Genomic DNA, 25,272 nt, shown 5'->3' with positions numbered 1-25,272 from the left:
TAACGTGGCTTTAACGTAATGGTTCCGTGCATTCATCGCCAGAGAGCAGTTGCCGGTATGGAGGACATTCGGCTGCCAAGGTTAATTGCCACAGTTTCCAAATTCAGCTCATGCGGAAACAGGCAGGCATATGCCGGGCATTAGCCTGTATTGGAAACCTGTGAGAAGGTGCAGGAGTGTCAGGCAATCATAAGAATGAGAGCTGCAATCAGAATACAACCGGCTGTCACATAAAAACCGGTACGTAAGACCGCGTTTTCCTGTTGTTCCGGTTCATATGATCCCGCCATTGCGGTACGGGCGGCAGTTTCAATGGTTTGCATGTCTTTGTGCAACATCTACTGTCTCCGGAGCATGATGATATTGGTGTCAGTCAATAACGGTATGCACTGCATTATGCGGCTTTAATGCGTCAGGTTTATGATTGTTCCTTGTCAGGATCTTAATATTTCCCTGATTATCGGGTTTGCGCTCAAACTTGTTTCAAATTGTCATATTATTGTTTTGCCGTTATAGTGCCCTCATAATCTGGAGCTGCGACTCACCGGAGCTGCATTGCGGATGTGAGAAATCCTTGCGACAGTGATGAAATTCGTAAAACATCCGTTTGTTTTGGTGAATAACTTCCGCTTTCCTGTCAAATAACAGCAGAATGACGGGTTTTTTTAAAACATGACTTGCGAAGTCATGTTTGATGGTTGTATTGCATAACCCGAAAAAGGCAGTTGCTGGTTGATGCAGCACATCCGCATAAATGCGGAGCAGGTTGATCCTGTACAGGCTGGAAATAATACAGGCCGGCTGTCCCTGATAATGAAATGCAGTGAGGTCGTCGCGGTGGTTAAGACAGTGTCCAAGGCAGCAATATCATTCAAGACAGGATTGTCAGCTTTCATTCTTTCCGCATTTCTTGCGGGCGGTAATGTGCTGACACTTTCAGCGCCGGTTATGGCGCAGGAAGCGCAGCCACAGCAGACTGCCCCGCAAACCTCTCCGGAAACACAATCGGAAACACAATCTGCGCCTCAGGCAGCGCCATCTGCTCCTGCTGCAGCGCCTGTAGCGCCAGCGGCACAGGCACCGACGTCCGCTCCGGCTACACCTTCTCCTGCCAATGAGCCTGCGGCCTCGCAGCCAGCCACAGGCACTGCTGCTCCGGCAGCAACAAATCCTGCTCCGGTCAATCCCGCAGCTCAATCCTCCCAGTCCGCGCCGTCTGCCGTAACGCCTGCGCAAACAGAACCTGCCGGTCAGCCGGTCACCATTGCACCGGAAGCCGGTCAGTCTCAGGCTGCCGCACCGGTTCGCACTGCTGATAACGGCTTGCAGATTCCGCATGACCTTTCTCCTTGGGGCATGTTCATGGCTGCTGACTGGGTTGTTAAAGCTGTTATGATCGGTCTGGCGATTGCATCATTGGCCACATGGACAGTCTGGCTTGCCAAGACACTGGAAATTACCGGTGCCCGCAGCCGTGCCCGTCGCGCCTTGAAAGAAGTATCCCATGCGGACAATCTGGCTTCTGCAGTGCAGGCGCTGGATAAAACCCGTGGTCCCGGTGCGCATCTTGTTCGTGCGGCACAGGAAGAAGTAACACAATCTGCATCTGCTGCTGCCTATGTCGGCGGGGAAGGCCTGAAAGAACGTGTTGCTTCCCGTCTCAGCCGTATTGAATCCGGCGCAGGACGCCGCCTTGCCAAAGGCACCGGTATTCTCGCAACAATTGGTTCTGTTGCACCATTCGTCGGTCTGTTCGGTACTGTATGGGGGATTATGAATTCCTTTATCGGTATTTCCGAAGCGCAGACCACCAATCTGGCCGTTGTGGCACCGGGTATTGCCGAGGCGCTTCTGGCAACGGCGATCGGTCTTGTCGCCGCTATTCCGGCAGTGATTATTTATAATATGTTTGCCCGTTCGGTGACCGCCTACCGCCATCTGCTGGCCGATGTGAGCGCCGGTGTTGAGCGTCTTGTCAGCCGTGATCTGGATATGCGTGCAGCCCGTGACATTGTGCAGAAACAGGCAGCCCGTCAGAATGCGGCTCAGACTGTTCCGGTTACGAAAGCAGCGGAGTAAAGAATATGGGCAGCCGTTTGCGTGAAGATGCCGGTGATGAACTGCAGGAAAGCCATGAAATCAACGTAACGCCGTTTATCGACGTGATGCTGGTGCTTCTGATTATCTTCATGGTGGCAGCGCCTCTGGCGACCGTTGATATTAATGTTGATCTGCCTGCGGCCAGTGCTACGCCGCAGCCACGCCCTGACAAGCCGGTTTATCTGACGCTGAAGGAAGATCTGAGCCTCAGCCTTGGCAATGATGCGGTTAATCGTGATTTGCTGGCGCCGACACTGGATCGTCTGGCGGCAGGCAATAAAGACACGCGTATTTTCCTCCGTGCCGATAAGACTGTTGGCTATGGCGAGCTGATGAATGTTATGAACCTGCTGCGTGAGGCCGGTTATCTCAAAATCGCGCTGGTCGGTCTGGAAACGCTTGGTGCGGGTGATGCAACCGGTGCGCCTGCAGCGGGATCACCGGCAGGTCAGACTGAAGCTCAAAGCTCGGGCCAGACTTCGGGCCAGAATGCAGGAGAGTGAGACGTGAAGGAATTACCGATCGATCATCCGCCGGTTCGGGGTATGAAAAACGGCTCCGCTGTTGAGCCGTCATCCGGTCTCTGGAAAGATATGGTGCGCTGGCTGGGTGCCGGTGCTGCCGTGTTGATGGCACATGCAGCCGGTGCTTATGCCCTGCATGCATCAGTACCGGAAATGGTGCCGGATGGTGAGCCGCCTGCAGCGATTATGATGGAGCTTGATCCGGTTCCTCAGGCACCGGAAGTGGAAGAAGATTCCATTGCCCCGTCTGCCGAGGCTTCTCAAAATCCCGATGAAGCTGAAATCGAACCGGAAAAACCGGTGGAACAGGTTGAAGAAGTAACGCCTGAAGAACCTGTTGAAGAGCCTCAGGAAGTGGCTGAAGCGGAGCCGGTAGAGGAAGAAGTTCCGGAAATCGTTGAAGCGCCGAAGCCTGAAGTGGTTCTGCCGAAGGTTGTTGAAAAACCGAAGGTCGAAAAGAAAGAACCAAAGCAGGAAAAGCCTAAAGAAAAGCCGAAACCTAAGGAAAAAGCCAAGAAAACTCAGAAAGCTGAGCAGACACAGGCCGCCTCCGCACCGCAGATCAATGCGAAGAATTCTTCCCGTGTTGCGGCTAATGCCAATCGCCAGAGCTCGGCATCTGCCGGTGTCAGTTCGGCAAAATGGCAGTCCAAAGTGCAGGCACATCTTGAGCGCAAGAAGCGCACAGCACAGCGCAAGCTTGGACGCGGCGATAAAGGTATTGTGCAGATTGCTTTTGTGATTGATGCAGGGGGCAATGTATTGTCTGCCCGTATTTCGGGGACATCAGGCAATCCGCAGGTGGATCAGGCTGCTTTGACAGCTGTGAAAGCGGCTTCACCGGTTCCGGCACCGCCGCCGGCAATGGCAGCTGCACGGATTCCGTTTCAGGTGCCTTTTAAATTCAATTGATATAACAGCATTAAAAAGCCCCGCATGAGTTTCATGCGGGGCTTTTTAATTTCAGCTTTACAGAACTCTTATTTGTGGCCGGTTGAGCCAAAACCACCGGCACCGCGTTCGGTTTCGCCGACTTCTGAGCGTTCTTCTATTTCAACCTGCACAACAGGTGAAATCACCGCCTGCGCAATGCGCATGCCGCGCTCGATGCGGAAATCATCATCACCGAGATTGATCAGCAGGACTTTGACCTCACCGCGGTAATCGCTGTCGATGGTGCCCGGAGTGTTCAGGCAGGTGATGCCATGTTTGAAAGCCAGACCGGAGCGCGGACGAATTTGCGCTTCATAACCTTCTTCCAGTTCAAAAATCAGGCCGGTCGGCACAAGTGTACGGCGACCCGGCAGCAGCACGATCTGGCGGTCTTCCGGTACGGCAGCACGCAGATCAACACCAGCAGAACCTGATGTTTCATAGGCTGGCAGATCAAGGCCTGCAGCATGTTCAAGACGGACAATTCCGAGCTTCGGGCGGCTGGATGATGAAGGGGAATTGGCAGACATGATAAACCCTTTTCAGCAATATATGATTTAAAATGAGCACTAAACATATTGAGGCTCTTTTTGAAAGAGCCGTATGCTGATTTCAAAAATAATTAGCGGCTCTTTTCTTATGGTGTGTAACCGAAAAGCGGGATTTCCGTGCTGTCCTTAATTTCTTCCATTACGAAGGAAGCAGAGACATCTGACAGCGGCACACGGGTGATGAGTTTCTGATAGAGCCGGTCATAGGCTTTCATATCTTCAATGCGGGCACGGATAATATAATCAAGATCCCCGCTCATGCGATAAACGCCGACAACCTCTGTCAGCGATGTGACTGCCGCGCGAAATTGCTCCAGCCATTTCGGATCATGATTGCTGGTTCTGATCAGCATGAAAACGGTGAGGCCAAGGCCGAGCTTGTCGGCATCCACGATTGCAACACGGCCTTTGAGAATACCGTCATCTTCCAGCCGTTTCAGCCGCCGCCAGCATGCATTGCGCGACAGGTGGATACGGGCGGAAAGCGCGTCTACCGATAGAGTGGCATCTTTCTGTAATTCCTGAAGGATGCGGCGGTCTGTTTCGTCTATATTATGTGTCATATAGAGATAATTGTCCCAAAAATTTATATTATCAAGGATTTTTTGAGACAAAATATGCGTTTGACGGTGTTAGTATTTCAAATCAGAAACCTATCTTGCTAATTTTAAAATTGATAACGGGGAAACTCATGCAAACCAAAATTTCACGTCTGTTTACGGAGCATCCGGCATCCGTCAACGAAACCTATTTTGAGCATATGGCTTTTGCGGGCAAATTTTCATTCAAGCTTTTTGCGGCCGCTTTTGCAGCTCTGATCCATGCAATTTTGCCATTTTTATTCGACAAAACAGCCAGCACTATTGTCGCGAAGCTTTACGCCAAAACGCATAAGCGCGCGGCTGAATAGTGAATTGTTAACTATAGTGACGGAAGATCACTGTTGTAACCGGCTATAAATAACGGCAGGTTCTGGTCTTTCGCTCACTTGTCAGAGTGTGTTTCATGTGCCGCTGGGCTGCGTATTTCGGATCTGATCTGTATCTTGAAGATATTATCACTTCGCCTTGTCATTCGCTGATTGCGCAAAGCCATCATGCGACTGAGGCGAAAACCGCGACCAATGGCGATGGCTTTGGCGTGGCGTGGTACGGCACGCGCGAGGAGCCGGGATTATACCGCGATCTTCTGCCTGCATGGTCTGACCAGAATTTGCGCAGTCTTGCGCGTCAGATTAATTCGCGCCTGTTTCTGGCGCATGTACGTGCCTCCACCGGCGGTGAAACCAGTCGTGCCAATTGCCATCCGTTCGTGTTTCAGCGCTGGAGCTTTATGCATAATGGTCAGATCGGTAGTTTTGACCGACTGCGCCGCCCGCTGGAAAGCCTGCTGCCGGATGCACTTTACAGCCATAAATCGGGTTCGACCGATTCAGAACTCTTCTTCCTGCTGATGCTGCATTTCGGGCTGGATGATGATCCGCTGCATGCTCTGACGCGCACTGTCGAGACAATTTATGAGGCTGCGGAAAGTGCAAAAGTGCCGCCTTTTATCCGGCTGACAGCAGCATTCTCAGATGGTCATTCACTGTTTGCGGTGCGCTATGCCAGCGATACTTATGCACCAACGCTTTACACCGCCAAAATGGCGTCTTCTACGGGAATATGTGTTGTTTCTGAGCCGCTGGACGGTGTTGCAGAAAACTGGATGGCGGTGCCGCGCAATAGTTTTGTGACCATTAACAAGCCCAATCATATCTGCATTGAGCCGTTTATGGACGAGCAGTCTGTAGTGAAGCCTGCCGCAACGCTTGCTGTTGTGGCAGGCTAATTTTTATCAGGCATTACCGATAAGAATACCGGCTGCGAGTACCAGTGCACCACCGAGTACGACCTGAAAAGCGGCGCGCATGAACGGTGTTTCCATGAAGCGGTTCTGGATATAGGCAATCGCCCAGAGCTCGACAAAGACGACGAATACCGCAATGCCGGTTGCAGTCCAGAAGTCGGTAATCAGATAGGGCAGGGCATGACCGAGGCCGCCGACAGTGGTCATAATACCGCTGGCAAGGCCACGCTTGACCGGCGAGCCACGGCCTGAAAGTTTGCCGTCATCATGGGCAGCTTCCGTGAAGCCCATGGAAATACCGGCACCTACAGAGGCGGAAAGACCAACAAGAAAAGTCTGCCATGTATCCTGCGTGGCAAAGGCCGCGGCAAAAATCGGTGCCAGCGTGGAAACCGAACCATCCATCAGACCTGCGAGGCCTGGCTGGATATAGGTCAGGATCAGTTGTTTGCGCTCACCGGCACGTTCTTCATCCTGCACATTATCCGGTGTCAGTTTTTCTTCCAGATGATGGGCGCGCTGTTCATGATGTTTTTCTTCCAGCGCCAGATCACCGAGCAATTTACGCGTGGCAGCATCGGAGACACGTTTGGCTGCCTGTTCGTAGAAACGTGCAGCCTGCTCCTCCATCTGTGCCGCCATATTGCGTACTTTGTCGATGCCGAGCGGGCGCACCAGCCAGTCGGGCTTGCGCTCATAATAGCCACGCACATGCTCACGTCGGATCAGCGGAATAGTTTCGCCGAAGCGTTGGCGATGCAGTTCAATCAGGCGTGCACGGTGATTGTGCTCTTCCTCTGCCATGGCTTCAAAGATTTTGGCGGATTGCGGATAGCTTTCCCGCAGACCATCCGCATAGCTGAGATAGATGCGGGCATCATCCTCTTCGGAGGAAATGGCAAGTGCCAGCATTTCCTGCTCTGATAGACTATCGAAAGACCGGCGCGAGGGCGAGAAAAGGGAGGAGAACATGAAAGTTCCTTTTTAGAATTGTTCTAAATTTAATAGTTTGGAATAATTCTAAAATCAAGCTCCTTTTGCAGAGCTTGAACAAGTTAGTGCATGTTCAGAGAATGCGTTGCATCAGTATCAGATCAAGCCAGCGGTCGAATTTACGGCCGACCTGTGGCAGAAGGCCGGTTTGTGTAAAACCATGTTTCTCATGCAGGCGAAGAGAAGCAGTATTCTGTGCTTCAATCGCGCCAAGCAGAACATGGATATTATTGCCCGCGGCATGTTCCAGCAAGGCGCGCATCAGCCTGTCACCGGCACCTTTGCCGCGCGCATGACCGGCAATATAAATCGAGAGTTCTGCCGTATGTTTATAACATTCAAAAGCACGAAAAGCGCCGTAGCTGGCATAGCCGAGCAGCTCGTCCCCCTCTGTCAGCACCAGTACCGGAAAACCCGCATTTTGGCGCGATGTCAGCCATTCCGCACGGTTTTGCAAATTGACCTTCTGGCTGATGAAAACGGCGGTCGTATTGGCAATCGCATCATTATAAATATCAAGGATTGCGGGCAGGTGGGTGGTGTCAGCGTGCTGTATGGTCAGCATGATCGGCCTCAAAGCATTTCCAGCAAAAGTGTGAAGCGGTTTTGCGTAGGATAATGCGCAAAAACAAGAATAAAAGTGGCGGACAAGAGGATCTTGTTCGCCACTTTTATGCTGCTTGTGAAAAGCGTCAAGAATTTATTTTTGGGCAGCTTTGAACTGCAAACGACGGGCATGGAGAACCGGCTCGGTATAGCCGTTTGGTTGCTCGCGGCCTTTAAAGACCAGCTCACAGGCTGCCTGAAAAGCGATAGAGCCATCAAAATTCGCAGCCATCGGCTGATAGGCTTCATCACCGGCATTCTGCGCGTCTACCACGGCGGCCATGCGCTTCATAGTTTCCAAGACCTGTGCTTCGCTGACAATGCCATGATGCAGCCAGTTGGCGATATGCTGTGCCGAGATACGCAAGGTTGCACGGTCTTCCATCAGGCCGACATTGTTGATGTCCGGCACTTTGGAACAGCCAACGCCCTGATCGATCCAGCGCACAACATAACCAAGAATGCCCTGTGCATTATTGTCGATTTCTGCCTGCACATCTGAAGGTGCCCAATTGGTGTCACGGGCGACAGGAATGGTCAGAATGTCTTCAAGCTTGGCTTTCGTGCGGGACTTGAGCTGGTTCTGCACCGCTGCCACGTCAATCTTGTGATAATGCGTGGCATGCAATGTTGCTGCTGTCGGGGACGGCACCCATGCGGTATTGGCACCGGCTTTCGGATGGGCGATCTTCTGCTCCAGCATTGCCGCCATCAGATCCGGCATCGCCCACATGCCTTTGCCGATCTGTGCATGGCCTGTCAGTCCGCAGGCAAGGCCGGTATCCACATTCCAGTTTTCATATGCCGCAATCCATGCCGCCTGTTTCATCTCGCCTTTGCGGATAACAGCGCCTGCTTCCATAGAGGTGTGGATTTCATCGCCGGTACGGTCGAGGAAGCCGGTATTGATGAAGAAGACCCGTTCTTTGGCAGCACGAATGGCTTCTTTGAGGTTCACTGTCATGCGGCGCTCTTCATCCATGATACCCATTTTCAGGGTATTGGGTTTGAGACCTGCCAATGCTTCAGCGCGAGCGAAGATTTCTGCGGCAAAGGCCACTTCTTCCGGCCCGTGCATTTTCGGCTTCACAATATAGACCGAACCGGTACGGGAATTGAGATGCGTGCCTTTGAGCTTGCCGTCCTGCGTACCGATATCGTGGAGCGCAATCACTGCGGTGAAAGCTGCATCAAGAATACCTTCCGGAATTTCATTGCCTTCGCTGTCGAGAATGGCAGGATTGGTCATCAGATGACCAACATTGCGGATCAGCAGCAGTGAGCGGCCAGGCAAAGTGAGGGTGGAGCCATCCGGTGCAGTATAACTACGGTCGGCATTGAGCTTGCGGGTGATGGTTTTGCCACCCTTGTCAAAGCTCTCCGACAAAGTGCCCTTAAACAGGCCGAGAATATTGCGATAGGCGAGAACCTTATCGGCAGCATCAACTGCTGCAACGGAATCTTCACAGTCCTGAATGGTGCTGAGAGCAGATTCCAGTGTGATATCGGCAATATGTGCCGGATCGGTCTTGCCGATGACATGAGCGGCATCACAGCGGATTTCGATATGCAGTCCGTTATTCTTCAGAAGCACGAGGGAAGGGGCAGATGCATCGCCCTGATAGCCTGCAAAGCCTTGAGTATTTTTCAGGGATGCAGTTTTGCCGTTACCGAGTGTGAGAACAAGCTGGCCATTGGTGACAGAGAAACCGGCAATTTCATCCCAGCGGCCATCGCTCAGCGGGGTGGCTTCATCAAGAAATGCTTTTGCCCACGCAATGACTTTTGCGCCGCGCACAGGATTATAGGCTTTGCCTTTTTCCGCGCCATTGTCTTCGCTGATAGCATCTGTGCCGTAAAGCGCGTCATAGAGCGAACCCCAGCGCGCATTGGCAGCATTGAGCGCATAGCGGGCATTCATGACAGGCACAACGAGCTGCGGGCCAGCAAGGCTGGTAATTTCACTGTCTACATTGGCGGTGGTGACCTGAAAATCTTCACCTTCCGGCAAGAGATAGCCGATTTCGCGCAAATAGGCCTGATAATCCGCCATCGCGTAATTGCGGTTGGCTTTGTACCATGCGTCGAGTTTAGCCTGAATATCATCACGCTTGGCAAGCAGGGCTTTATTGCGGGGCGCCAGTTCTTTGACCATGCCGGCAAGGCCGCTCCAGAAGGCATCTGCTGTAATGCCGGTTTCCGGCAAGACTTCTCTTGTCAGGAAATTGCTCAGTTCCTGATCAACCTGCAGACCTGCATGTTCAATACGACCACTCATCACTCGCTCCCTGTCTGATCTCAATGCTAACCAGCTTGTCTTGCGCAGCTTAATCTGAACGGGCGGCAATGGACAAGCACGGTTACGGCTTTGTTTTGTCAAAGCTGTCAATGTATGTTTACATAATTGTCTACAATATTCAAAGCCGATAATGCGTATAATCAAACACTGTTTACGCTGTCCGGTCTGAATTCCTTATCAAAGCACGGAATTTTGAAAGCGCAGGGCTGATTTTGTTACAGGATTATCCATCGGCAGCATGAATAGAAATTGACTGATAAACAGTCTGGCTTCACAATACTGACATGTCCTGCTTACATATTATGACCGGTAAAAGCATTCGTTTTTCACGTATCATTCTATCAGGTACATTGAAGAGTGAAGCGCCTCAAAAATATAGCTGGCAGAGACGGAATGGAATGCAAGCAGGGTAAACCGCGTGTTTTCTCTGCCTCTTTGAAGCCGCGTTTTGCAATCGCATGAACCGCAGTGTTGCAAGATGCACAAAGGAGGTGTTTCTTGAACATTGCCGCATTTGCCGGCAAATTGCCGGCACTGGTTCTGAACGCGGATTTTCGTCCGCTCAGCTATTATCCTTTATCACTCTGGTCGTGGCAGGACGCGATCAAAGCGGTTTTTCTAGAGCGCGTAAATATTGTTGCGGAATATGATGCGGAAGTCAGCTCTCCGACTTTTTCCATGCGGCTGCCAAGTGTTATCAGTCTTAAAACCTATGTTGCCCCGCCGACCTATCCGGCGTTTACACGATTCAATCTGTTTCTGCGGGATCGTTTTGAATGCCAGTATTGCGGCGCGCATCATGAACTGACATTTGACCATGTTATACCGCGTTGCAGCGGCGGCGAAACAACCTGGGAAAATGTGGTTGCTGCCTGTTCTCCGTGTAATTTGCGCAAGGGAGGCATGATGCCTGCCAAAGCGCAAATGTGGCCGCGACAAAAACCCTATATGCCGAGTGTTTTTGATCTGCATAAAAACGGCAGGCGGTTTCCGCCGAACCACTTGCATGAAAGCTGGATGGATTATTTATATTGGGATGTGGAATTGGAGCCGTAAAGATACAGCTCCGGTTTTTTAGATCACGCTTTACGGGTTTTGAGCGATGCGCCGTAAAAGGCAATGATTGCGAGGATCAGCGAGGCAACACCATTCCATCCGGCAAAGGAAATACCGAGGAAGCGTCCGGCGGCAACATCGCAGGCGGCCGGTTTAACCGCATTGAGATCACCAAGCAGATTGCCTGCGCTGGTGGTGATGGATACTGCACCGGTTGCGCAATCGGCAGGACCTGCCCAGAATTTCCATTCCACACCCGAATGATAAACCGAAAGAATCAGGCCATAGGTCATCAGCAATCCGGCGATCAGCAGGAAAAAACGGGTCAGTTTTTCTGACTTTCCAAGCGCTGCCAGCAATGCACTGAGAAGCATCAGCGGTACGCCGATATAATAGGGAATGCGCTCTTCAAGGCATAATTTGCACGGCAGATAACCGCCAATATATTGAAACGCCAGTGCGGAGCCCACGACACCGGCCATGCTTACCGCAAGAAATGCTGAAATAAGCGTATGTTGCGAACGGGGTGTCTGAGCAGTACCGGTTGAAGACACAGGAAAATCCTTGTTGCAAAAATCAGTTTAAACCCAGCTCAGCCATGACCTTATGGCATAAACATGGCTGCCTGATGCTTTTTAGGCGTGAAGATATTTCACGACCATAAATAACAGAATCAGGATGACGGCAACCGTGGCCGCGATCAATCCGAGACGCTTTTCAATGAAGTTGCGGATCGGTTCGCCAAAGCGCTGCAACAGCCATGCCAGCAATATGAACCGTGCACCACGGGTAATAATAGCTGACAGGATAAACAGCCAGATATTGACGCCTGCGGCACCGGAGAGAATGGTTACAACTTTCATCGGCGGCAGATGAGACAGGCCGGAAGTGATGAGCAACAGCAGAATCATATCGGCGCTGGTGCTGCCGCGCATGGCTTCGAATGTATCGAGCTTGCCGTAAAAATGCAGAACCGGCTTGGCGACGGTTTCATAGGCATAATGACCGATATACCAGCCAAGAATACCGCCGAGCACGGACATGACCGTGGCAATCAGTGCGTAATGCCAGACTTTTTTCGGGCGGGCGATACCCATCGGTACGAACAGGACATCTGCAGGAATCAGAAAGACCGAGCTTTCGAGAAAAGCGATGACGGCCAGCCATGCAGCTGCGGATTTACGCGCTGCAAGGGAAATGGTCCAGTCGTAGAGTTTGCGCAGCATGATGGCCTCTGTCGGTTCTCAGCAATTATGATGATACAGGCCAAAGCCATGCGGAATTTTGATGCTGTGTGTAAAACGAAAAACTTCGCAGGGCAATGTGTGCCGGAATTCGTTATGAATGGTTTTACAATCCGTGAGCAAAGGCTGAATTTTCTGCGCGGGTGAATTTTGTTGAAATAATTTGAAACAAACAGGTTTTGCAGTTGACGGGAAGGTGGTTCTCACTATATTTCGGCGCACCAGTGCAGCGCTTTGAGTATGAAGTGCCTGCGAATGTGCGGGTGTGGTGGAACTGGTAGACGCGCCGGACTCAAAATCCGGTTCCGAAAGGAGTGTCGGTTCGATTCCGACCACCCGCACCACTTTTTCCCTGACAAAATTTCGCCGCAACTTTCTTTCACTTTTTTACCGTAAACTTGAGTAAAATATACCTAATATCTCTTGAAAGATATGCGGACATATTTTACCGAAAGAGAATATTCTCTAGGGCGGAAATTGCAGTGAAGGCCTATTTGATTAATCTGGATCGTTGTCCTGAACGCTTGGTGCGCATGCAGGCGCAATTTGCCAAAGTGTCAGTTCCTTTTGAGCGTGTCGCGGCTGTGGATGGCAAAAATCTCAGCGATCAGGAGTTGGCGTCCATCATTCGTATACCGTCCTGGAAAGAGCCTCTGACACGAACGGAAATCGGTTGTTTTCTGAGCCACCGGAAATGTCTGGAGCTCATAGCGCAGGGTGAAGATCGTTTCGCAGCGATTTTTGAAGATGATGTGACCCTGTCGAAAGATACGCGACAGTTTTTCGAATCCACAGACTGGATTCCGGATAATGCCGAGCTGATTAAAATTGAAACTCAGGGCAAAAAAGTTCTGACTGATAAGCCGGTTGTGACAATAGCCGGTCATTATACGGTGGCACAATTGCGCAGCCAGCATATTCTTGCTGCCGGCTATATTGTTTCCCGTGATTGCGCGAGAAAATTACTGTGCCGTATGAATGATGCGGCCTCGCCGATCGATCATCTCCTCTTTACGCCATCCTGTGGTTTTTTCCCGCAAATGACAGTTTATCAGGTCAGCCCTGCAATTTGCATGCAAGCGGGGCTGGAAAGCACATTGAGTCCTGAGCGGTCTTTGCAATATTGCCCGCCGGCCAAAATGCTAAGGCTGAAACGTGAAGTGAAACGGTTGTTTGTCCGCAGTAAAACCGGTTTGTGGGGACTTTACATCAATTGTTTCACAAAGAAGCGCTGGGGACGGGTTCCGGGCGCCCGTGACTGATTTTCTCAACTTTCGAGCTTTTCGCTTAAGAAATCGAGAAAGACCCGCACCTTGGGTGCCAGATATTGGCGTGACGGGTAAAAGGCGTAAATACCGGTTTCCATCTGCTGCCAGTCGTCCAGTGCTGTAACCAGTCTGTCTTCCGCAAGATCATTTTGCACATAGCTAAGCGGGATCAGGCTGAGGCCGAAACCGGCGCATAAAGCATCGCGCACTGCAAAACTGGATGAAACAATATAACGTCCGGTCACCGGTATACGTTCTGTTCGTTCTCCTTTGCGGAATTCCCATTCATGGACATGTCCGGACAGGCTGTAACGGATACAATTGTGGTGACGCAGATCCGCTGGTTCCTTGGGCTTACCGTGCTTTTCGAAATAAGAAGGCGAAGCGCAAACCACATGATGCAATGTGGACAGCCGTCTGCTTATGAGGCTGGAATTTTTCAGACTGTCGCTGCCTTTGACGGCGATATCGTAACCTTCCCTGACAATATCAATCTGCCGGTCATCAAGGTTCAGTTCCAGTGTGATCTCAGGATAGCGTTCTAAAAATTCCGGTATGAAACGCGATAGGCTAACAATTGTCATGGTCAGCGGTGCAGTCACGCGCAACAGCCCGGATGGCTGATTATTATGTGGTGTCAGCGAGCGGTCGGCTTCTTCAAGCTGTTCGATGATCGGGGCAATCTGCTCATAATAGAGCGTACCGGCTTCTGTCAGGCTCATGCGTCGCGTGGTGCGGTTGAACAGCCGGACTTTCAGATGGGCTTCAAGCTCACCGATGCTTTTTCCGACCGCTGCCGCAGTCAGACCGCTTGCGCGCGCAGTTTCGGCAAAACTGCCCAGCTCAGCGGTTTTGCGGAAGAGACGTAATGCGCTGAGCTGATCCATATCTTGCCTGTAATCAAAATATTCAAAACTTTTGGTTGGTAATATAATCGTAAAACAAGAAATTATCATCTCCAAAAATTGTAATTATGGTGCGCTGTACCGGCATATGAGAACTTACGGAGACAATATATGACATCGACACGCACGGATTTGCTGCTGACAGCATTGGCACCGGCGATCTGGGGCAGTACCTATATTGTCACCACACAAATGCTGCCTGCCGGTTATCCGATGACAGTCGCGATGCTGCGTGCTCTTCCTGCGGGATTGTTGCTTTTGCTGTTTGTCCGGCAATTGCCGCAGGGTATCTGGTGGCTGCGTGTGTTTATCCTTGGTGCGCTGAATTTTTCATTCTTCTGGGCAATGTTATTTGTCGCTGCCTATCGCTTGCCCGGTGGTGTTGCAGCCACAGTGGGCGCTGTGCAGCCACTGATTGTCGTGTTTCTGGCGCGAATGGTGCTAGGAACGAGATTGCGCATTGTTGCGGTAGCCGCAGCTCTGGCAGGGATTGCCGGTGTGGCGCTCCTCGTTTTGAAGCCCAATGGTGTGCTGGATCAGACAGGGATCATTGCAGCGCTGGCCGGTGCATTTTCGATGGCTGCGGGCACGGTTCTGAGCCGCTATTGGCAACCGCCGGTTTCTCCGCTTACTTTTACTGCATGGCAGCTGACGGCCGGTGGTTTGTTGCTGGTACCTGTAGCTCTGTCGCTGGAGCCCGCTTTGCCGGTACTGACACTGACAAACTGGCTGGGGCTGATTTATCTCGGCCTGATCGGCGGTGCTGTCACCTATCTTTTGTGGTTTCGCGGATTGGCACGACTGGAATCATCTGTCGCTGCTTCGCTCGGTTTTTTAAGCCCGCTGACAGCTGTGATCCTTGGCTGGGTATTGCTGGGTCAGCAACTGAACTTGTTGCAAATCACCGGTATGGCGATTGTGCTGTTCAGCGTCTGGCTCGGGCAGCGTGTACAGGCGCGTAAGATCTGACGCTCAGCGTTTCAGCCGTTTTTGCAGACGGGATTTGATGTGGCGGAATGCTGAGCGCAGGCGGTCATAGCGGTCGAGTTGACGGGCTATTTTATGCACGCTCTGCTGGCTTTGGGCGCTCAGGCCAAGAATGATCGTGCCGAAATTCTCGCGCTCATGGAACAGGCGCGACATAACCGGATGATCGGGAATGGCGCAGGAATCGGTGATGCGCAATGCCGGATTTTCGAGATGGTTTTTCAATACTTCAATCATCAGCAACACACCGGGGGAGTAGGCACGCAGAGCTTCGTCATAGGCGGTTTTCCACGTCCATGCCTGATCCCCCTGCACAAAAACTACAAGGCTGGCAATGAGCCTGTCATCCAGTGTCAGGGTGTGAATGCGTACCAGATCACGCTCGGCCAAGGCGCGGACAGTTTCACGGGCAAAATCCGCATCAGTCTGTTTGCTCAGAAAAGCTGTGCCGCGTGTACCTTTCCAGCCTGCAGCTTCCAGTGACAGAAAGTCATTGAATGCATCTTTGATCGCGGTTTTGTCCGCAATGATCTCGTATACCAGACTGCCTGTTTCGGACAGTCTGCGCCACAGGCGGCGATATTCACGGCGATGGTTTTTACCGATTGCATTCGTCAGATAGCTCTCTGCATCGCTGCCATTAGACAAAACCGGACGCTCTTCCTGCCGCATGATATGCAGTGGCAGATTTTGGCGCTGTGCCAGTTCTTTGAGCGCAATTGCAAAAGCTGCATTGAGATTGATATCCGGCAGAATGAGCGTATCCGGCAACCCGAGCTCCGGTTGCTGCAATACAGTCAGCGCTGTTTCCAGAGTGTGTGTCAGGTTGCCTGCAGCGATTAATGGTGTGCCTTGCGTGGCATAGATATTGCTCCAGCCACAAAGAGATTTTTTTAAACCAAGTCCGGCACGGGCAAGCTGAAAGGGCATCAGAAATGCGGTTTCAGAATCATCGTCAAGGACCACTGCGCAATTATCGGATGCGAAATGCGCAAATGCAGGGCGCAAAAAATCCGGATGATTGAAAATATTTGCTTCTGCAACAGACGGGATCTGCAAATTTTTCAGATGCTCAAGAGCTTCAGCTTTCTGCAAGATCTGCATCATAATTTAATCTCCGGCATGGCGGGCTGAAGGGGCAAACACAAACATTGTGATACCCAGACGTTTATAAACCACAAAGGAGAGGGTGGCTGCTTCTGTGGCCATAGCGCAGACCGTGGCAATTGCTGCGCCACTCAAGCCCAGAAGCGGGATCAGGGTAATGTTCAGCGCGATATTGACGATCAGTGCCAGCGCATAGAGCAGCGCGCAGATATTCTGATTGCCGGACATGGAGAGCAGGCTTTCACAAGGGCCGACACTGGCACGCGCAATCACCCCGAAAATCAGGATGAACAGCAGCGGATAGCCTTTGGTGAATTCATGGCCGAACAATGCCAGCAAAGGCCAGCCGGCGGCCAGCAACAGAATACCGAGCAATAAAGACGGCCAGAATGTCCAGCGGGCGGAGTTGCGGGCGAAATCGTTGAAGGCCTGTCTGTCGCCGCCATGCAGCAGCTGGGAATAGCGCTGCGCCACACTGGATTTGACGGCAAAATAAACGAAATGTGCCAGTGCCAGCACCTTGGTGACCGCAAAATACAGCGCTACACTGTCCGGTTCCATCATGCGGCCGACCATCAGCACATCAATATTGATGAGCAGGAAGAAGAAACCTTCAATAAGGAAGATCGGCAGGGATACCCGTATCCATTCCCGTAGATGATAGGTTCCCGCACCTTTTGGCAGAACTGTTGCAATACGTTTGCGCAGGAATAGTTGCTGGCTGATGACGGTCAGCGCAGTGCCGGAAAAGGCTGCGATAAGTGCTGTGGTGGCCTGCGGCTGCCATCCTGTCAGCAGCAGCAAGATGAAGATCAGCAACATCATCAGCGGGCGGAGAATATAGCCGGGGCTGAGTGCTGCCAGAATCCAGCCCTGTGAGCGTGCTGTGCCGTCATAAATATTGCCGAGCGCAATCGCCGGAATACAAAGAATGCCGATAAGGAAAGCTGGCCAATAATAGGGCTCGAATTCTGCACTCAGAATTTTGAGCACTGCAATCGCAATCAGGGTAATGATGCTTGCACTGATCAGTGCGAAAACAGGACCGGTGCGCAGAATGCCGCGTGCATCACCTGTTTGATTCTTCTGCAAATATTGCGGAACATAGCGGATAATCGTGGTGTGGAACCCGAAACAGGCGAGGTCGCCGAGAATAAGCGTAACTGTCCAGACAAGGACATAAATACCGAATTCAAAACTGCCCATCAGACGGGCCAGCACAACCTGACTGAGCAGTGCCAGAGCCGCGCCGGCAATACGAATTGCAAAAGCAATCAGCGAAGAGCGTTTGGCCTGAGCCTGTTCATCCTCGCCTGAGAATAAGCCGTCTGCCCGCTGCAAAAAAGGACGCAACTGTTCTGCCCGTTTTGCAGGCAGGAATCTTTCAGCCAGTGATGTGATCTGAAATTTTGCAGGCAATGCGTCTCTCGGAAAAACTTTGATATGCAGCTGTTGTTGCACAGAATAGTTTAAAAGTCAGTCTATGTGCTTACCACAAAAGAAAACACCGCCTGCGAAGACAGGCGGTGTTCTTTATCAATTTATAGTTTTTTCTTGCGCATTATCCTTCGCAAAACCGCTTCACACTTTTGCTGGAAATGCTTTATCGTTTAAACGAATGCGCCGTGGCAATGTTTGAACTTCTTGCCGGAGCCGCAAGGGCAGGCTTCGTTACGGGCAACACGACCCCATGTCGACGGATCAGCCGGATCACGGTCTGCCGGATCAACAAAGCGGTCGCTGTCTGCCAGACGCGGGCCTTCAGAACCTTCGCCGAAATCATCTTCACCTGTGGTGCCGTCAATATGGTGACCATGCATTTCAGGCAGTTCCGGCTGCGGCTCTTCACGCATGATTTCCACGCGCATCAGCTGCGATGTCACAACTTCACGCAGGTTGGACAGCATGGCCTGAAACAGTTCAAAACCTTCGGTCTTATATTCATTCAGCGGATCGCGCTGGGCATAGCCGCGGAAACCGACAACGGAACGCAGGTGGTCAAGATTGACCAGATGCTCGCGCCACAGATTGTCCAGAGACTGCAGAATAACGGATTTCTGCACATAGGCCATGATCTGCGGGCCGAAGCGCTCTGCACGCTCAGCTGCAGCTTTGTCGGCGGCTTCCTTGATACGCTCTTCGATCTGCTCTTCGGCAATACCTTCTTCTGCCGCCCATGCATCCACCGGCAGGTCGAGATTGAGGACTTTGAGTACCTCTTCCTTCAACTCCGGCACACGCCATTGTTCGGCATAGGCATTTTCAGGAATATGGGCACGCACCATATCCTCAATTACTTCATGGCGCATTTCATCGACCGTTTCGGTCAGATCTTCTGCATCCATCATTTCCAGACGCTGCTCGAAGATCACCTTACGCTGATCATTCATCACATCATCATATTTGAGCAGGTTTTTGCGGATTTCAAAGTTGCGGGCTTCGACCTTTTTCTGAGCCTTTTCCAGCGCTTTGTTGATCCATGGATGCACAATGGCTTCGTCTTCTTTGAGACCCAGCTTCTGCAGCATGCTGTCCATACGGTCAGAGCCGAAAATACGCATCAGATCGTCCTGCAAAGACAGGAAGAATTTCGACTTGCCCGGATCGCCCTGACGGCCGGAACGGCCACGCAGCTGGTTGTCGATACGACGGCTTTCGTGACGCTCTGTCGCCAGAACATAAAGACCACCGGCAGCCAGTGCCTGTTCTTTTTTCTGAGCGATATCCGCTTTGATTTCCTGAATTTTGGCATCGCGCTCAGGACCGGCAGGTACATCCGCCAGTTCCACCTTCACGCGCATTTCCAGATTGCCGCCGAGCTGAATATCGGTACCGCGACCGGCCATATTGGTCGCAATGGTGATCGCGCCCGGAACACCGGCCTGTGCAACAATATAGGCTTCCTGCTCGTGATAACGGGCATTCAGAACCTGAATATTCTTCACGCCGTCTTTTTTCAGACGTTCAGCCAGAATTTCGGATTTTTCGATGGAAGTTGTACCAACCAGAACCGGCTGGCCTTTTTCGTGGGATTCACGAATATCGCGGATGATGGCTTTATATTTTTCATCAACCGTACGGTAAACTTCATCATCGGCATCGATACGGGCAACCGGCAGATTGGTCGGGATGGTTGCAACATCAAGGCCGTAAATATTGCCGAATTCTTCCGCTTCCGTTGCTGCTGTACCGGTCATACCGGCCAGTTTTTTATACATACGGAAATAGTTCTGGAAGGTGATCGAAGCCAGTGTCTGGTTTTCCGGCTGGATCGTTACTTTTTCTTTGGCTTCCAGCGCCTGATGCAAGCCTTCGGAATAACGGCGGCCCGGCATCATACGACCGGTAAATTCGTCGATGATGACCAGTTCGTCATTGCGGACGATATAGTCCTTGTCGAGCTGGAACAGCTTATGGGCACGCAGGGCGTTGTTAAGGTGGTGGACAACAGCCACATTCTCAACATCGTAAAGGCTTTCGCCTTTCAGATGGCCTGCAGCTTCCAGCAGTCTTTCGATCTTTTCGGTGCCGACTTCGGTGAAGATCGCGGTCTTCTGCTTTTCATCAACTTCATAATCTTCCGCTTCAAGCTGCGGAATGAAAGTGTCGATCAGTGAATAGAAGTCTGAGCGGTCTTCCAGCGGGCCGGAAATAATCAGCGGTGTACGGGCTTCGTCGATCAGGATCGAATCAACTTCGTCGACGATGGCGTAGTTATGTTCGCGCTGCACCATCTGGGCGCGCTCATATTTCATGTTATCACGCAGATAATCGAAGCCGAGTTCGTTATTGGTTGCGTAGGTAATATCGCAGGCATAGGCCTCGCGGCGCTGATCGTCATCAAGGCCATGGGCAATCACGCCGACAGTCAGACCGAGGAAGTTGTAAAGCACGCCCATGGTCTGCGCATCGCGGGTGGCGAGATAGTCGTTGACTGTCACGACATGCACGCCTTTACCTTCAAGCGCATTGAGGTAAACCGGCAGCGTTGCCATCAGGGTTTTACCTTCACCGGTGCGCATTTCCGCGATGGAGCGGTCATGCAGCACCATGCCGCCGATCAGCTGCACATCAAACGGGCGCATACCAAGTGTGCGTTTCGCCGCTTCACGCACCGTGGCGAAAGCATGAGGCAGAATGTCATCCAGTGTTTTGCCGCTGCTAAGCTGGGCACGGAATTCATCGGTCTTAGCCTGAAGCTCAGCATCGCTTAAGCCTTCATATTGTTTCTCAAGCGCGGTAATTTCTGCTGCGCGAGGACGAAGGCCTTTGATGCGACGCTCATTGGATGAGCCGAAAATCATACGGGCGAGACCGCCAAAGCTGACCATCGCTGGTCCTTTCTTAAATCTTCAGCCAAGTGTGTCGCCGCCTGCGCGGCGCTCTGTCATCGGCTTTATTTGTTTATGCGAGACTTATGGCAAGAAAACACGCTGTCGAAAAGACATTTCGCGCAATTTCTCTCTGGCAGCTCTCTGGACGCAAAGCCGATGGACAGATAAGAGGGGAGTGCGGCGATGTCAATGATTTGACAACAGTCATAGTCCCGAGCAATGCGATTATATGCGCATAACAAAAGGGACTATTACTGCTGAAATATATATATTGTGCAGAAAATTGCCATATCGCCTAAAAACTATTCTGCTTTATCCGAATGAGAGCGAAGCAGCAAAATTCTGCCTTATTCTTGGGACGGTACTTCGTCCCCGAAGGAGAAATCACTGATGACCCGTACCCGTAAAGTCCTGATTCAGCTTGCAGCCGGTCTGCTTTTGACCACTGCTGCAGGTTCTGCCTATGCACAGGATGCCGCTGCAAAGACTGAAACTGCAGCAAAACCGGCTGAAAAAGCCGATCCGAACAAAGTGCTTGCCACTGTAAACGGCGTTAAGCTGACACAGGGCGAAGTTGATCAGGCTTCGAGCGATCTGGATCCGCAGTTCTCCCGTTTGCCGGATGATCAGCGCCGTCTTGCTGCACTGGCTGCTCTGGTTGATATCAAAGTTCTGGCCGCTGCCGCGAAAACTGAAAAACTCGACGACAGTGCAGATTTCAAACAGCGCATCGAGTTTCTGAAAGACCGCGCGCTGCATAATGAATATTTCCAGACTGCAATCGTAGACAAGATCTCCGATGCAGATGTGCGTGCCCGTTATGACAAGGAAATCGCAGCAATGCCTGCGAAGAACGAAGTCCGTGCGCGTCATATTCTCGTAAAGACTGAAGACGAAGCCAAGGCAATCATCAAGAAGCTTGAAGGCGGCGCCAAGTTTGAAGATCTGGCAAAGGAAAGCTCCACTGACGGTTCTGCCGCACAGGGCGGTGATCTGGGCTATTTCGGCGAAGGCATGATGGTGCCTGAATTCGAAAAAGCTGCCTTTGCACTGGAAGTCGGCAGTTACACCAAAGAGCCTGTGAAGTCGCAGTTCGGCTATCACATCATCAAGCTGGAAGATAAGCGCCAGCAGCAGCCGCCTGCATTTGATGAAGTGAAAGATCAGGTTCGCTCGATCGTCATTCGTGAAAAATATATCGAAATGGTCAAGAAGCTGCGTGACGGTTCGAAAATCACTTATGAAGACGAAGCTGTTGCCAAAGCGATGAAAGAAGCTGCTGACGCACAGGATGCAGCTGCGAAAGCCGCTCAATAAGCTTGCATTTTGCTTTGATGTGATTGCCAATCTGGTAAGTTTAAGGCGAATTTTGATAAAAATGATCACCTGCCCTGATTATTTCGGGCAGGTGATTGCATTTTATGCCTATCCGTCATTTATTGGCCTCAACCTGAGGTGAAATGGCGGGTGATTTGATGTGCCGACAGCATCTGAAAGGCACTCAGGATACGAGCTGTTTTATTTCGGTTAAAATTCATTGGTATTTAGCCGCATGACCCTGACGCAAAACCATTTTCAGTTTTGCCGGTAATGCTCTTATTCTTGAGGCACGCATGTCTTCTTCTGTTTCTCCGCTTGCACCAAAACATTATCCTGCCATGCCGGTGATTACCGGTGTGCGAATGGCAACTACTGAGGCGGGAATTAAATATAAAAACCGAACAGACGTGCTGATGATGGTTTTTGATAAGCCTGCTTCTGTTGCCGGTGTTTTCACCCGCTCCAAATGCCCGTCTGCGCCGGTGGATTTTTGCCGCGAGAGCCTGAAACACGGAACAGCCAAAGCGGTGATCGTCAATTCCGGTAATGCCAATGCCTTTACCGGTAAAAAAGGTCGTGAAACAACGACAGCCACAGCCAAAGCCGCTTGCGAAGCACTGGGTTGTGAGGCGCATGAAATCTTTCTCGCTTCAACCGGTGTGATCGGTGAGCCGTTAGATGCCGGTAAGTTTGCGCATCTGTTTGGCGATATGAATGCGCGTGCCGAGAATAATGGCTGGCTGGAAGCGGCCAAAGCGATCATGACCACTGATACTTATCCGAAAGTGGCAACGGAAACCGTGCTGCTTGGCAGTGTACCGGTGACGATTAATGGCATTGCCAAAGGTGCCGGTATGATTGCGCCGGATATGGCGACCATGCTGTCTTTTGTGGTGACAGATGCGCCGATTGCCTCTGATGTCTTGCAGGGGCTGTTGTCCAAAGCGGTGGATTCCAGCTTCAATGCCGTGACCGTGGACAGCGATACTTCCACATCCGATACGCTGATGCTGTTTGCTACTGGTACTGCTGCTGAGCGCGGTGCGGTAGCTGTAACATCATCCGATGATGATCGTCTGGCAGAATTTGACCGCGCATTGCGTAAGCTTCTGAAAAATCTGGCTTTGCAGGTTGTGCGCGACGGTGAAGGCGCACGCAAAATGCTGGAAATCACCGTGAAAGGTGCGCTGTCTGACGTGTCTGCCAAGCGCATTGGTCTGTCGATTGCCAATTCGCCATTGGTGAAGACAGCGGCTGCCGGTGAAGATGCCAATTGGGGACGCGTGGTGATGGCTGTTGGTAAAGCGGGTGAACCGGCTGACCGTGATCGTCTCGCCATCAGCTTTGGTAATATTCGTGTGGCGGTCGATGGTGAGCGCGATCCTGATTATTCGGAAGCAGCTGCTTCTGCCTATATGAAGGGCGAGGATATTCTCATCACGGTTGAGCTTGGTATGGGCGAAGGAACAGCCACGGTCTGGACCTGTGATCTGACCAAGGAATATGTGGCGATTAACGGTGATTACCGGTCGTGATGTCTGAAACCCGCCAGTTTGAAGAGCTTGGTTTTCATGCATGGCCCGCTTTGCAGGTCACGCATTTAGGGGACTGGGCTGTTCAACTGACACCTTACTATCCATCAAAACGCGGCAATTCGGTTAATCTGCTGAACCCGGCTGATGATGCGGATCTGGCACAGCGGGTCGAGGCCTGTGAAGCGCTGTTTACAGCGCAGGGCAAACAGCCGGTTTTCCGGCTGACACCGCTGGCACCGCCCGCATTGGTCGATTATCTGACTGCGCGCGGCTATACGGCCACGGGCGCATCATCGGTGATGGCCTGTGATTTGCGTGATATTGCGGCATTGAAGACCCCGCAATCGCGTCTGCCGCTACGGCTTGTGCAGTTTCGTGACGGGCAGGAGATTGGCTATAGCCGGATATCCGGTGCGTTTCACGGTCGCCCTGAGCCGCAAGTGGAAGGACTGGCGGAAGTTCTGCGTTCAATCAAACCGCAGAAATATGTCATTGCCGGATTTTCCGGTGCTGAACCTGCTGCAACACTGCTTTGTGTGAGTGAGGACGGCTATACCGGTCTGCTGGATTTGTGTATTGGTGAGGCGTTCAGGCGGCGTGGTTTTGCAAAAGCACTGGTTCTGAATGAGATGGCGCAGGCCTTATCCCGCGGCGATCATTGTTTCTGGTTGCAGGTGGAAAGCGCGAATGCAGCAGCGCGTGCTTTGTATCAGGGGTTAGGCTTCACCACGGTCTATGATTATATTTATTATTGCAGATAGGTAGTATTTGATGACTGAGGGCAAAAAGATTGTGCTGGTGGCAGCCTGTGCGCTGATTGATACGGATGGCCGTATTTTGCTGGCACAGCGCCCTGAGGGCAAGAATCTGGCCGGTCTTTGGGAGTTTCCGGGCGGTAAAGTTGAAAGCGGTGAAACACCGGAAGATGCGCTGATCCGCGAATTGCAGGAAGAGCTGGGCATCACCACCAAACATGCCTGCCTCGCGCCGCTGACTTTTGCCAGCTATTCTTACGATAAATTTCACCTGCTGATGCCGCTTTATATCTGCCGGCGCTATGAGGGCATTGCCCGCTCTATGGAAGGGCAGGCGCTGAAATGGGTCAAACCAAAAGACCTGCGCTCCTATCCTATGCCGCCTGCCGATGAGCCGCTGATCCCTTTCCTGATGGATCTCCTGTAATCCTCCAGCGCATCCTTGATAATTGCCGGTTATTTTTGGTCGTAAGACGGGTTTTTACGATTTTGTTAAGGGATGATTCACTGACATGCCGCATGGTGGGATCATCGCGCCGGAGTATGACGATGAGCAGCAATCGCAGTCAGTATCAGTCAGAATTTCTGACAGACTTTTTTAAAGATGATGAAGAGACAAAATCGGGCTTTATGCCTGTTGCCAAAAGCGGCTTTGTCCGTTGCATTTTGCTGTTCGGTTCCGCAATTCTCGCATTGACGCTGGTCATCGTGCCGGTGCTGAGCCAAAAAGCCAATAAGCAAACCGCGCAATCGCTGTTTCCTGCCGGTGTGGATATGATGTCCACCGGTTCTATTCAGCGCGGCAATACTGACAAAGCCTATATTGAGCGCAAAAGCCTGCTGCAATCCTCACCGGAAGCAGTTTGCGTGATTGCCCGTGACGGCTCACAGCAGGGCGATTGCTGAT

General features: G+C 51.7%; 25 protein-coding genes and 1 tRNA gene. 14 read left to right on the top strand and 12 right to left on the bottom strand.

Features of this window, described 5'->3' with window-relative positions; translation table 11 throughout:
* Positions 1–179: 179 nt before the first annotated feature.
* Complete coding sequence (locus tag K1X45_RS07665) at positions 180–338, bottom strand: hypothetical protein (RefSeq protein WP_022711290.1); 159 nt, start codon at positions 336–338, stop codon at positions 180–182.
* A 610-nt stretch (positions 339–948) separates the two neighbouring features.
* Between K1X45_RS07665 and exbB the strand changes: the two genes are divergently transcribed.
* From exbB to K1X45_RS07650, 3 genes are read left to right on the top strand one after another with little or no spacing between them, the layout of a single operon-like run.
* Positions 949–2,079 carry a tonB-system energizer ExbB gene (gene exbB, locus K1X45_RS07660; protein ID WP_220160423.1) on the top strand — a complete coding sequence of 377 codons (1,131 nt, stop codon included), beginning with the start codon at positions 949–951 and terminating at the stop codon, positions 2,077–2,079.
* Positions 2,080–2,084: 5 nt separating this feature from the next.
* A complete protein-coding gene (exbD, locus tag K1X45_RS07655) occupies positions 2,085–2,603 on the top strand; it encodes a TonB system transport protein ExbD (RefSeq protein WP_220160293.1) in 519 nt (172 codons plus the stop codon).
* Positions 2,604–2,645: 42 nt separating this feature from the next.
* The gene (locus K1X45_RS07650) at positions 2,646–3,536 is read left to right on the top strand and encodes an energy transducer TonB (RefSeq protein WP_370627106.1); all 891 of its coding nucleotides are present in this window, start codon (positions 2,646–2,648) and stop codon (positions 3,534–3,536) included.
* Between the two features lie 68 nt (positions 3,537–3,604).
* Here the strand turns inward: K1X45_RS07650 and dut are convergent, their stop codons facing one another.
* Positions 3,605–4,087, bottom strand: coding sequence for a dUTP diphosphatase (dut, locus tag K1X45_RS07645; RefSeq protein ID WP_022711286.1), 483 nt, complete (start codon positions 4,085–4,087; stop codon positions 3,605–3,607).
* 107 nt (positions 4,088–4,194) lie between these two features.
* The gene (locus tag K1X45_RS07640) at positions 4,195–4,671 is read right to left on the bottom strand and encodes an Lrp/AsnC family transcriptional regulator (RefSeq protein ID WP_220160292.1); all 477 of its coding nucleotides are present in this window, start codon (positions 4,669–4,671) and stop codon (positions 4,195–4,197) included.
* Between the two features lie 128 nt (positions 4,672–4,799).
* Between K1X45_RS07640 and K1X45_RS07635 the strand changes: the two genes are divergently transcribed.
* Positions 4,800–5,018, top strand: coding sequence for a DUF6356 family protein (locus K1X45_RS07635; protein ID WP_022711284.1), 219 nt, complete (start codon positions 4,800–4,802; stop codon positions 5,016–5,018).
* A 95-nt stretch (positions 5,019–5,113) separates the two neighbouring features.
* Positions 5,114–5,938 carry a class II glutamine amidotransferase gene (locus K1X45_RS07630; RefSeq protein WP_220160291.1) on the top strand — a complete coding sequence of 275 codons (825 nt, stop codon included), beginning with the start codon at positions 5,114–5,116 and terminating at the stop codon, positions 5,936–5,938.
* A 6-nt stretch (positions 5,939–5,944) separates the two neighbouring features.
* Here the strand turns inward: K1X45_RS07630 and mbfA are convergent, their stop codons facing one another.
* From mbfA to K1X45_RS07615, 3 genes are all read right to left on the bottom strand, one after another.
* Entirely contained in the window at positions 5,945–6,928 is a 984-nt protein-coding gene (gene mbfA, locus K1X45_RS07625) for an iron exporter MbfA (protein ID WP_220160290.1), read from the bottom strand.
* Positions 6,929–7,022: 94 nt separating this feature from the next.
* Positions 7,023–7,514, bottom strand: a complete 492-nt coding sequence (locus tag K1X45_RS07620) for an N-acetyltransferase family protein (protein WP_370627092.1) — start codon at positions 7,512–7,514, stop codon at positions 7,023–7,025.
* A gap of 135 nt (positions 7,515–7,649) precedes the next feature.
* Positions 7,650–9,833, bottom strand: a complete 2,184-nt coding sequence (locus K1X45_RS07615; protein ID WP_220160289.1) for a malate synthase G — start codon at positions 9,831–9,833, stop codon at positions 7,650–7,652.
* Between the two features lie 519 nt (positions 9,834–10,352).
* Between K1X45_RS07615 and K1X45_RS07610 the strand changes: the two genes are divergently transcribed.
* A complete protein-coding gene (locus K1X45_RS07610; protein WP_022711279.1) occupies positions 10,353–10,910 on the top strand; it encodes an HNH endonuclease in 558 nt (185 codons plus the stop codon).
* A gap of 23 nt (positions 10,911–10,933) precedes the next feature.
* On the opposite strand, the gene K1X45_RS07605 is transcribed toward K1X45_RS07610, so the two are convergent.
* Together K1X45_RS07605 and K1X45_RS07600 are read right to left on the bottom strand one after the other, a co-directional pair.
* Positions 10,934–11,464 (bottom strand): disulfide bond formation protein B, encoded by a 531-nt coding sequence (locus K1X45_RS07605; RefSeq protein WP_220160288.1) that lies wholly within the window; start codon positions 11,462–11,464, stop codon positions 10,934–10,936.
* 81 nt (positions 11,465–11,545) lie between these two features.
* Positions 11,546–12,136, bottom strand: coding sequence for a YqaA family protein (locus tag K1X45_RS07600; RefSeq protein ID WP_022711277.1), 591 nt, complete (start codon positions 12,134–12,136; stop codon positions 11,546–11,548).
* A gap of 277 nt (positions 12,137–12,413) precedes the next feature.
* On the opposite strand from K1X45_RS07600, the gene K1X45_RS07595 reads away from it, so the two are divergent.
* Both K1X45_RS07595 and K1X45_RS07590 read left to right on the top strand, forming a co-directional pair.
* Positions 12,414–12,498: transfer RNA gene (locus tag K1X45_RS07595), tRNA-Leu, on the top strand.
* A gap of 138 nt (positions 12,499–12,636) precedes the next feature.
* A complete protein-coding gene (locus tag K1X45_RS07590; RefSeq protein WP_220160287.1) occupies positions 12,637–13,416 on the top strand; it encodes a glycosyltransferase family 25 protein in 780 nt (259 codons plus the stop codon).
* A 5-nt stretch (positions 13,417–13,421) separates the two neighbouring features.
* On the opposite strand, the gene K1X45_RS07585 is transcribed toward K1X45_RS07590, so the two are convergent.
* The gene (locus tag K1X45_RS07585) at positions 13,422–14,309 is read right to left on the bottom strand and encodes a LysR family transcriptional regulator (protein ID WP_220160286.1); all 888 of its coding nucleotides are present in this window, start codon (positions 14,307–14,309) and stop codon (positions 13,422–13,424) included.
* A 129-nt stretch (positions 14,310–14,438) separates the two neighbouring features.
* On the opposite strand from K1X45_RS07585, the gene K1X45_RS07580 reads away from it, so the two are divergent.
* Positions 14,439–15,296, top strand: a complete 858-nt coding sequence (locus tag K1X45_RS07580; RefSeq protein WP_220160285.1) for an EamA family transporter — start codon at positions 14,439–14,441, stop codon at positions 15,294–15,296.
* A gap of 3 nt (positions 15,297–15,299) precedes the next feature.
* On the opposite strand, the gene K1X45_RS07575 is transcribed toward K1X45_RS07580, so the two are convergent.
* The 3 genes from K1X45_RS07575 to secA all read right to left on the bottom strand — a co-directional run bounded on the left by K1X45_RS07575 (position 15,300) and on the right by secA (position 20,752).
* Positions 15,300–16,421 carry a GNAT family N-acetyltransferase gene (locus K1X45_RS07575; protein ID WP_220160284.1) on the bottom strand — a complete coding sequence of 374 codons (1,122 nt, stop codon included), beginning with the start codon at positions 16,419–16,421 and terminating at the stop codon, positions 15,300–15,302.
* 3 nt (positions 16,422–16,424) lie between these two features.
* Positions 16,425–17,840 carry a lipopolysaccharide biosynthesis protein gene (locus K1X45_RS07570; protein WP_220160283.1) on the bottom strand — a complete coding sequence of 472 codons (1,416 nt, stop codon included), beginning with the start codon at positions 17,838–17,840 and terminating at the stop codon, positions 16,425–16,427.
* Between the two features lie 191 nt (positions 17,841–18,031).
* Complete coding sequence (gene secA, locus K1X45_RS07565; protein WP_220160282.1) at positions 18,032–20,752, bottom strand: preprotein translocase subunit SecA; 2,721 nt, start codon at positions 20,750–20,752, stop codon at positions 18,032–18,034.
* A 393-nt stretch (positions 20,753–21,145) separates the two neighbouring features.
* Between secA and K1X45_RS07560 the strand changes: the two genes are divergently transcribed.
* The 5 genes from K1X45_RS07560 to K1X45_RS07540 all read left to right on the top strand — a co-directional run bounded on the left by K1X45_RS07560 (position 21,146) and on the right by K1X45_RS07540 (position 25,271).
* Entirely contained in the window at positions 21,146–22,072 is a 927-nt protein-coding gene (locus K1X45_RS07560) for a peptidylprolyl isomerase (protein WP_220160281.1), read from the top strand.
* A 296-nt stretch (positions 22,073–22,368) separates the two neighbouring features.
* Positions 22,369–23,610, top strand: a complete 1,242-nt coding sequence (gene argJ, locus K1X45_RS07555) for a bifunctional glutamate N-acetyltransferase/amino-acid acetyltransferase ArgJ (RefSeq protein ID WP_220160280.1) — start codon at positions 22,369–22,371, stop codon at positions 23,608–23,610.
* Positions 23,610–24,371, top strand: a complete 762-nt coding sequence (locus tag K1X45_RS07550) for a GNAT family N-acetyltransferase (RefSeq protein WP_220160279.1) — start codon at positions 23,610–23,612, stop codon at positions 24,369–24,371. The genes argJ and K1X45_RS07550 overlap by 1 nt, the downstream gene beginning before the upstream one ends.
* A 10-nt stretch (positions 24,372–24,381) precedes the next feature.
* A complete protein-coding gene (gene mutT, locus K1X45_RS07545) occupies positions 24,382–24,792 on the top strand; it encodes an 8-oxo-dGTP diphosphatase MutT (protein ID WP_220160278.1) in 411 nt (136 codons plus the stop codon).
* 122 nt (positions 24,793–24,914) lie between these two features.
* Entirely contained in the window at positions 24,915–25,271 is a 357-nt protein-coding gene (locus K1X45_RS07540; RefSeq protein ID WP_022711265.1) for a hypothetical protein, read from the top strand.
* The last annotated feature ends 1 nt before the right edge of the window (position 25,272 follow it).

Origin of the sequence: Pseudochrobactrum sp. Wa41.01b-1, assembly GCF_019464455.1 — a bacterium.
Lineage (GTDB): Bacteria > Pseudomonadota > Alphaproteobacteria > Rhizobiales > Rhizobiaceae > Pseudochrobactrum > Pseudochrobactrum saccharolyticum.
This window is presented reverse-complemented; position numbering and strand designations above follow the sequence as displayed.

Excerpts from the sequence above, each read along its gene's own strand:
- K1X45_RS07580 (WP_220160285.1), top strand. The coding sequence starts at position 14,439 with ATGACATCGACACGCACGGATTTGCTGCTGACAGCATTGGCACCGGCG.
- K1X45_RS07620 (WP_370627092.1), bottom strand. The coding sequence starts at position 7,514 with ATGCTGACCATACAGCACGCTGACACCACCCACCTGCCCGCAATCCTT.
- K1X45_RS07630 (WP_220160291.1), top strand. The coding sequence starts at position 5,114 with ATGTGCCGCTGGGCTGCGTATTTCGGATCTGATCTGTATCTTGAAGAT.
- secA (WP_220160282.1), bottom strand. The coding sequence starts at position 20,752 with ATGGTCAGCTTTGGCGGTCTCGCCCGTATGATTTTCGGCTCATCCAAT.
- K1X45_RS07665 (WP_022711290.1), bottom strand. The coding sequence starts at position 338 with ATGTTGCACAAAGACATGCAAACCATTGAAACTGCCGCCCGTACCGCA.
- exbB (WP_220160423.1), top strand. The coding sequence starts at position 949 with ATGGCGCAGGAAGCGCAGCCACAGCAGACTGCCCCGCAAACCTCTCCG.
- K1X45_RS07585 (WP_220160286.1), bottom strand. The coding sequence starts at position 14,309 with ATGGATCAGCTCAGCGCATTACGTCTCTTCCGCAAAACCGCTGAGCTG.
- K1X45_RS07540 (WP_022711265.1), top strand. The coding sequence starts at position 24,915 with ATGAGCAGCAATCGCAGTCAGTATCAGTCAGAATTTCTGACAGACTTT.
- K1X45_RS07550 (WP_220160279.1), top strand. The coding sequence starts at position 23,610 with ATGTCTGAAACCCGCCAGTTTGAAGAGCTTGGTTTTCATGCATGGCCC.
- K1X45_RS07635 (WP_022711284.1), top strand. The coding sequence starts at position 4,800 with ATGCAAACCAAAATTTCACGTCTGTTTACGGAGCATCCGGCATCCGTC.
- dut (WP_022711286.1), bottom strand. The coding sequence starts at position 4,087 with ATGTCTGCCAATTCCCCTTCATCATCCAGCCGCCCGAAGCTCGGAATT.
- K1X45_RS07575 (WP_220160284.1), bottom strand. The coding sequence starts at position 16,421 with ATGATGCAGATCTTGCAGAAAGCTGAAGCTCTTGAGCATCTGAAAAAT.
- mbfA (WP_220160290.1), bottom strand. The coding sequence starts at position 6,928 with ATGTTCTCCTCCCTTTTCTCGCCCTCGCGCCGGTCTTTCGATAGTCTA.
- K1X45_RS07650 (WP_370627106.1), top strand. The coding sequence starts at position 2,646 with ATGAAAAACGGCTCCGCTGTTGAGCCGTCATCCGGTCTCTGGAAAGAT.
- argJ (WP_220160280.1), top strand. The coding sequence starts at position 22,369 with ATGTCTTCTTCTGTTTCTCCGCTTGCACCAAAACATTATCCTGCCATG.
- K1X45_RS07560 (WP_220160281.1), top strand. The coding sequence starts at position 21,146 with ATGACCCGTACCCGTAAAGTCCTGATTCAGCTTGCAGCCGGTCTGCTT.
- exbD (WP_220160293.1), top strand. The coding sequence starts at position 2,085 with ATGGGCAGCCGTTTGCGTGAAGATGCCGGTGATGAACTGCAGGAAAGC.
- K1X45_RS07615 (WP_220160289.1), bottom strand. The coding sequence starts at position 9,833 with ATGAGTGGTCGTATTGAACATGCAGGTCTGCAGGTTGATCAGGAACTG.
- K1X45_RS07600 (WP_022711277.1), bottom strand. The coding sequence starts at position 12,136 with ATGCTGCGCAAACTCTACGACTGGACCATTTCCCTTGCAGCGCGTAAA.
- K1X45_RS07640 (WP_220160292.1), bottom strand. The coding sequence starts at position 4,671 with ATGACACATAATATAGACGAAACAGACCGCCGCATCCTTCAGGAATTA.
- mutT (WP_220160278.1), top strand. The coding sequence starts at position 24,382 with ATGACTGAGGGCAAAAAGATTGTGCTGGTGGCAGCCTGTGCGCTGATT.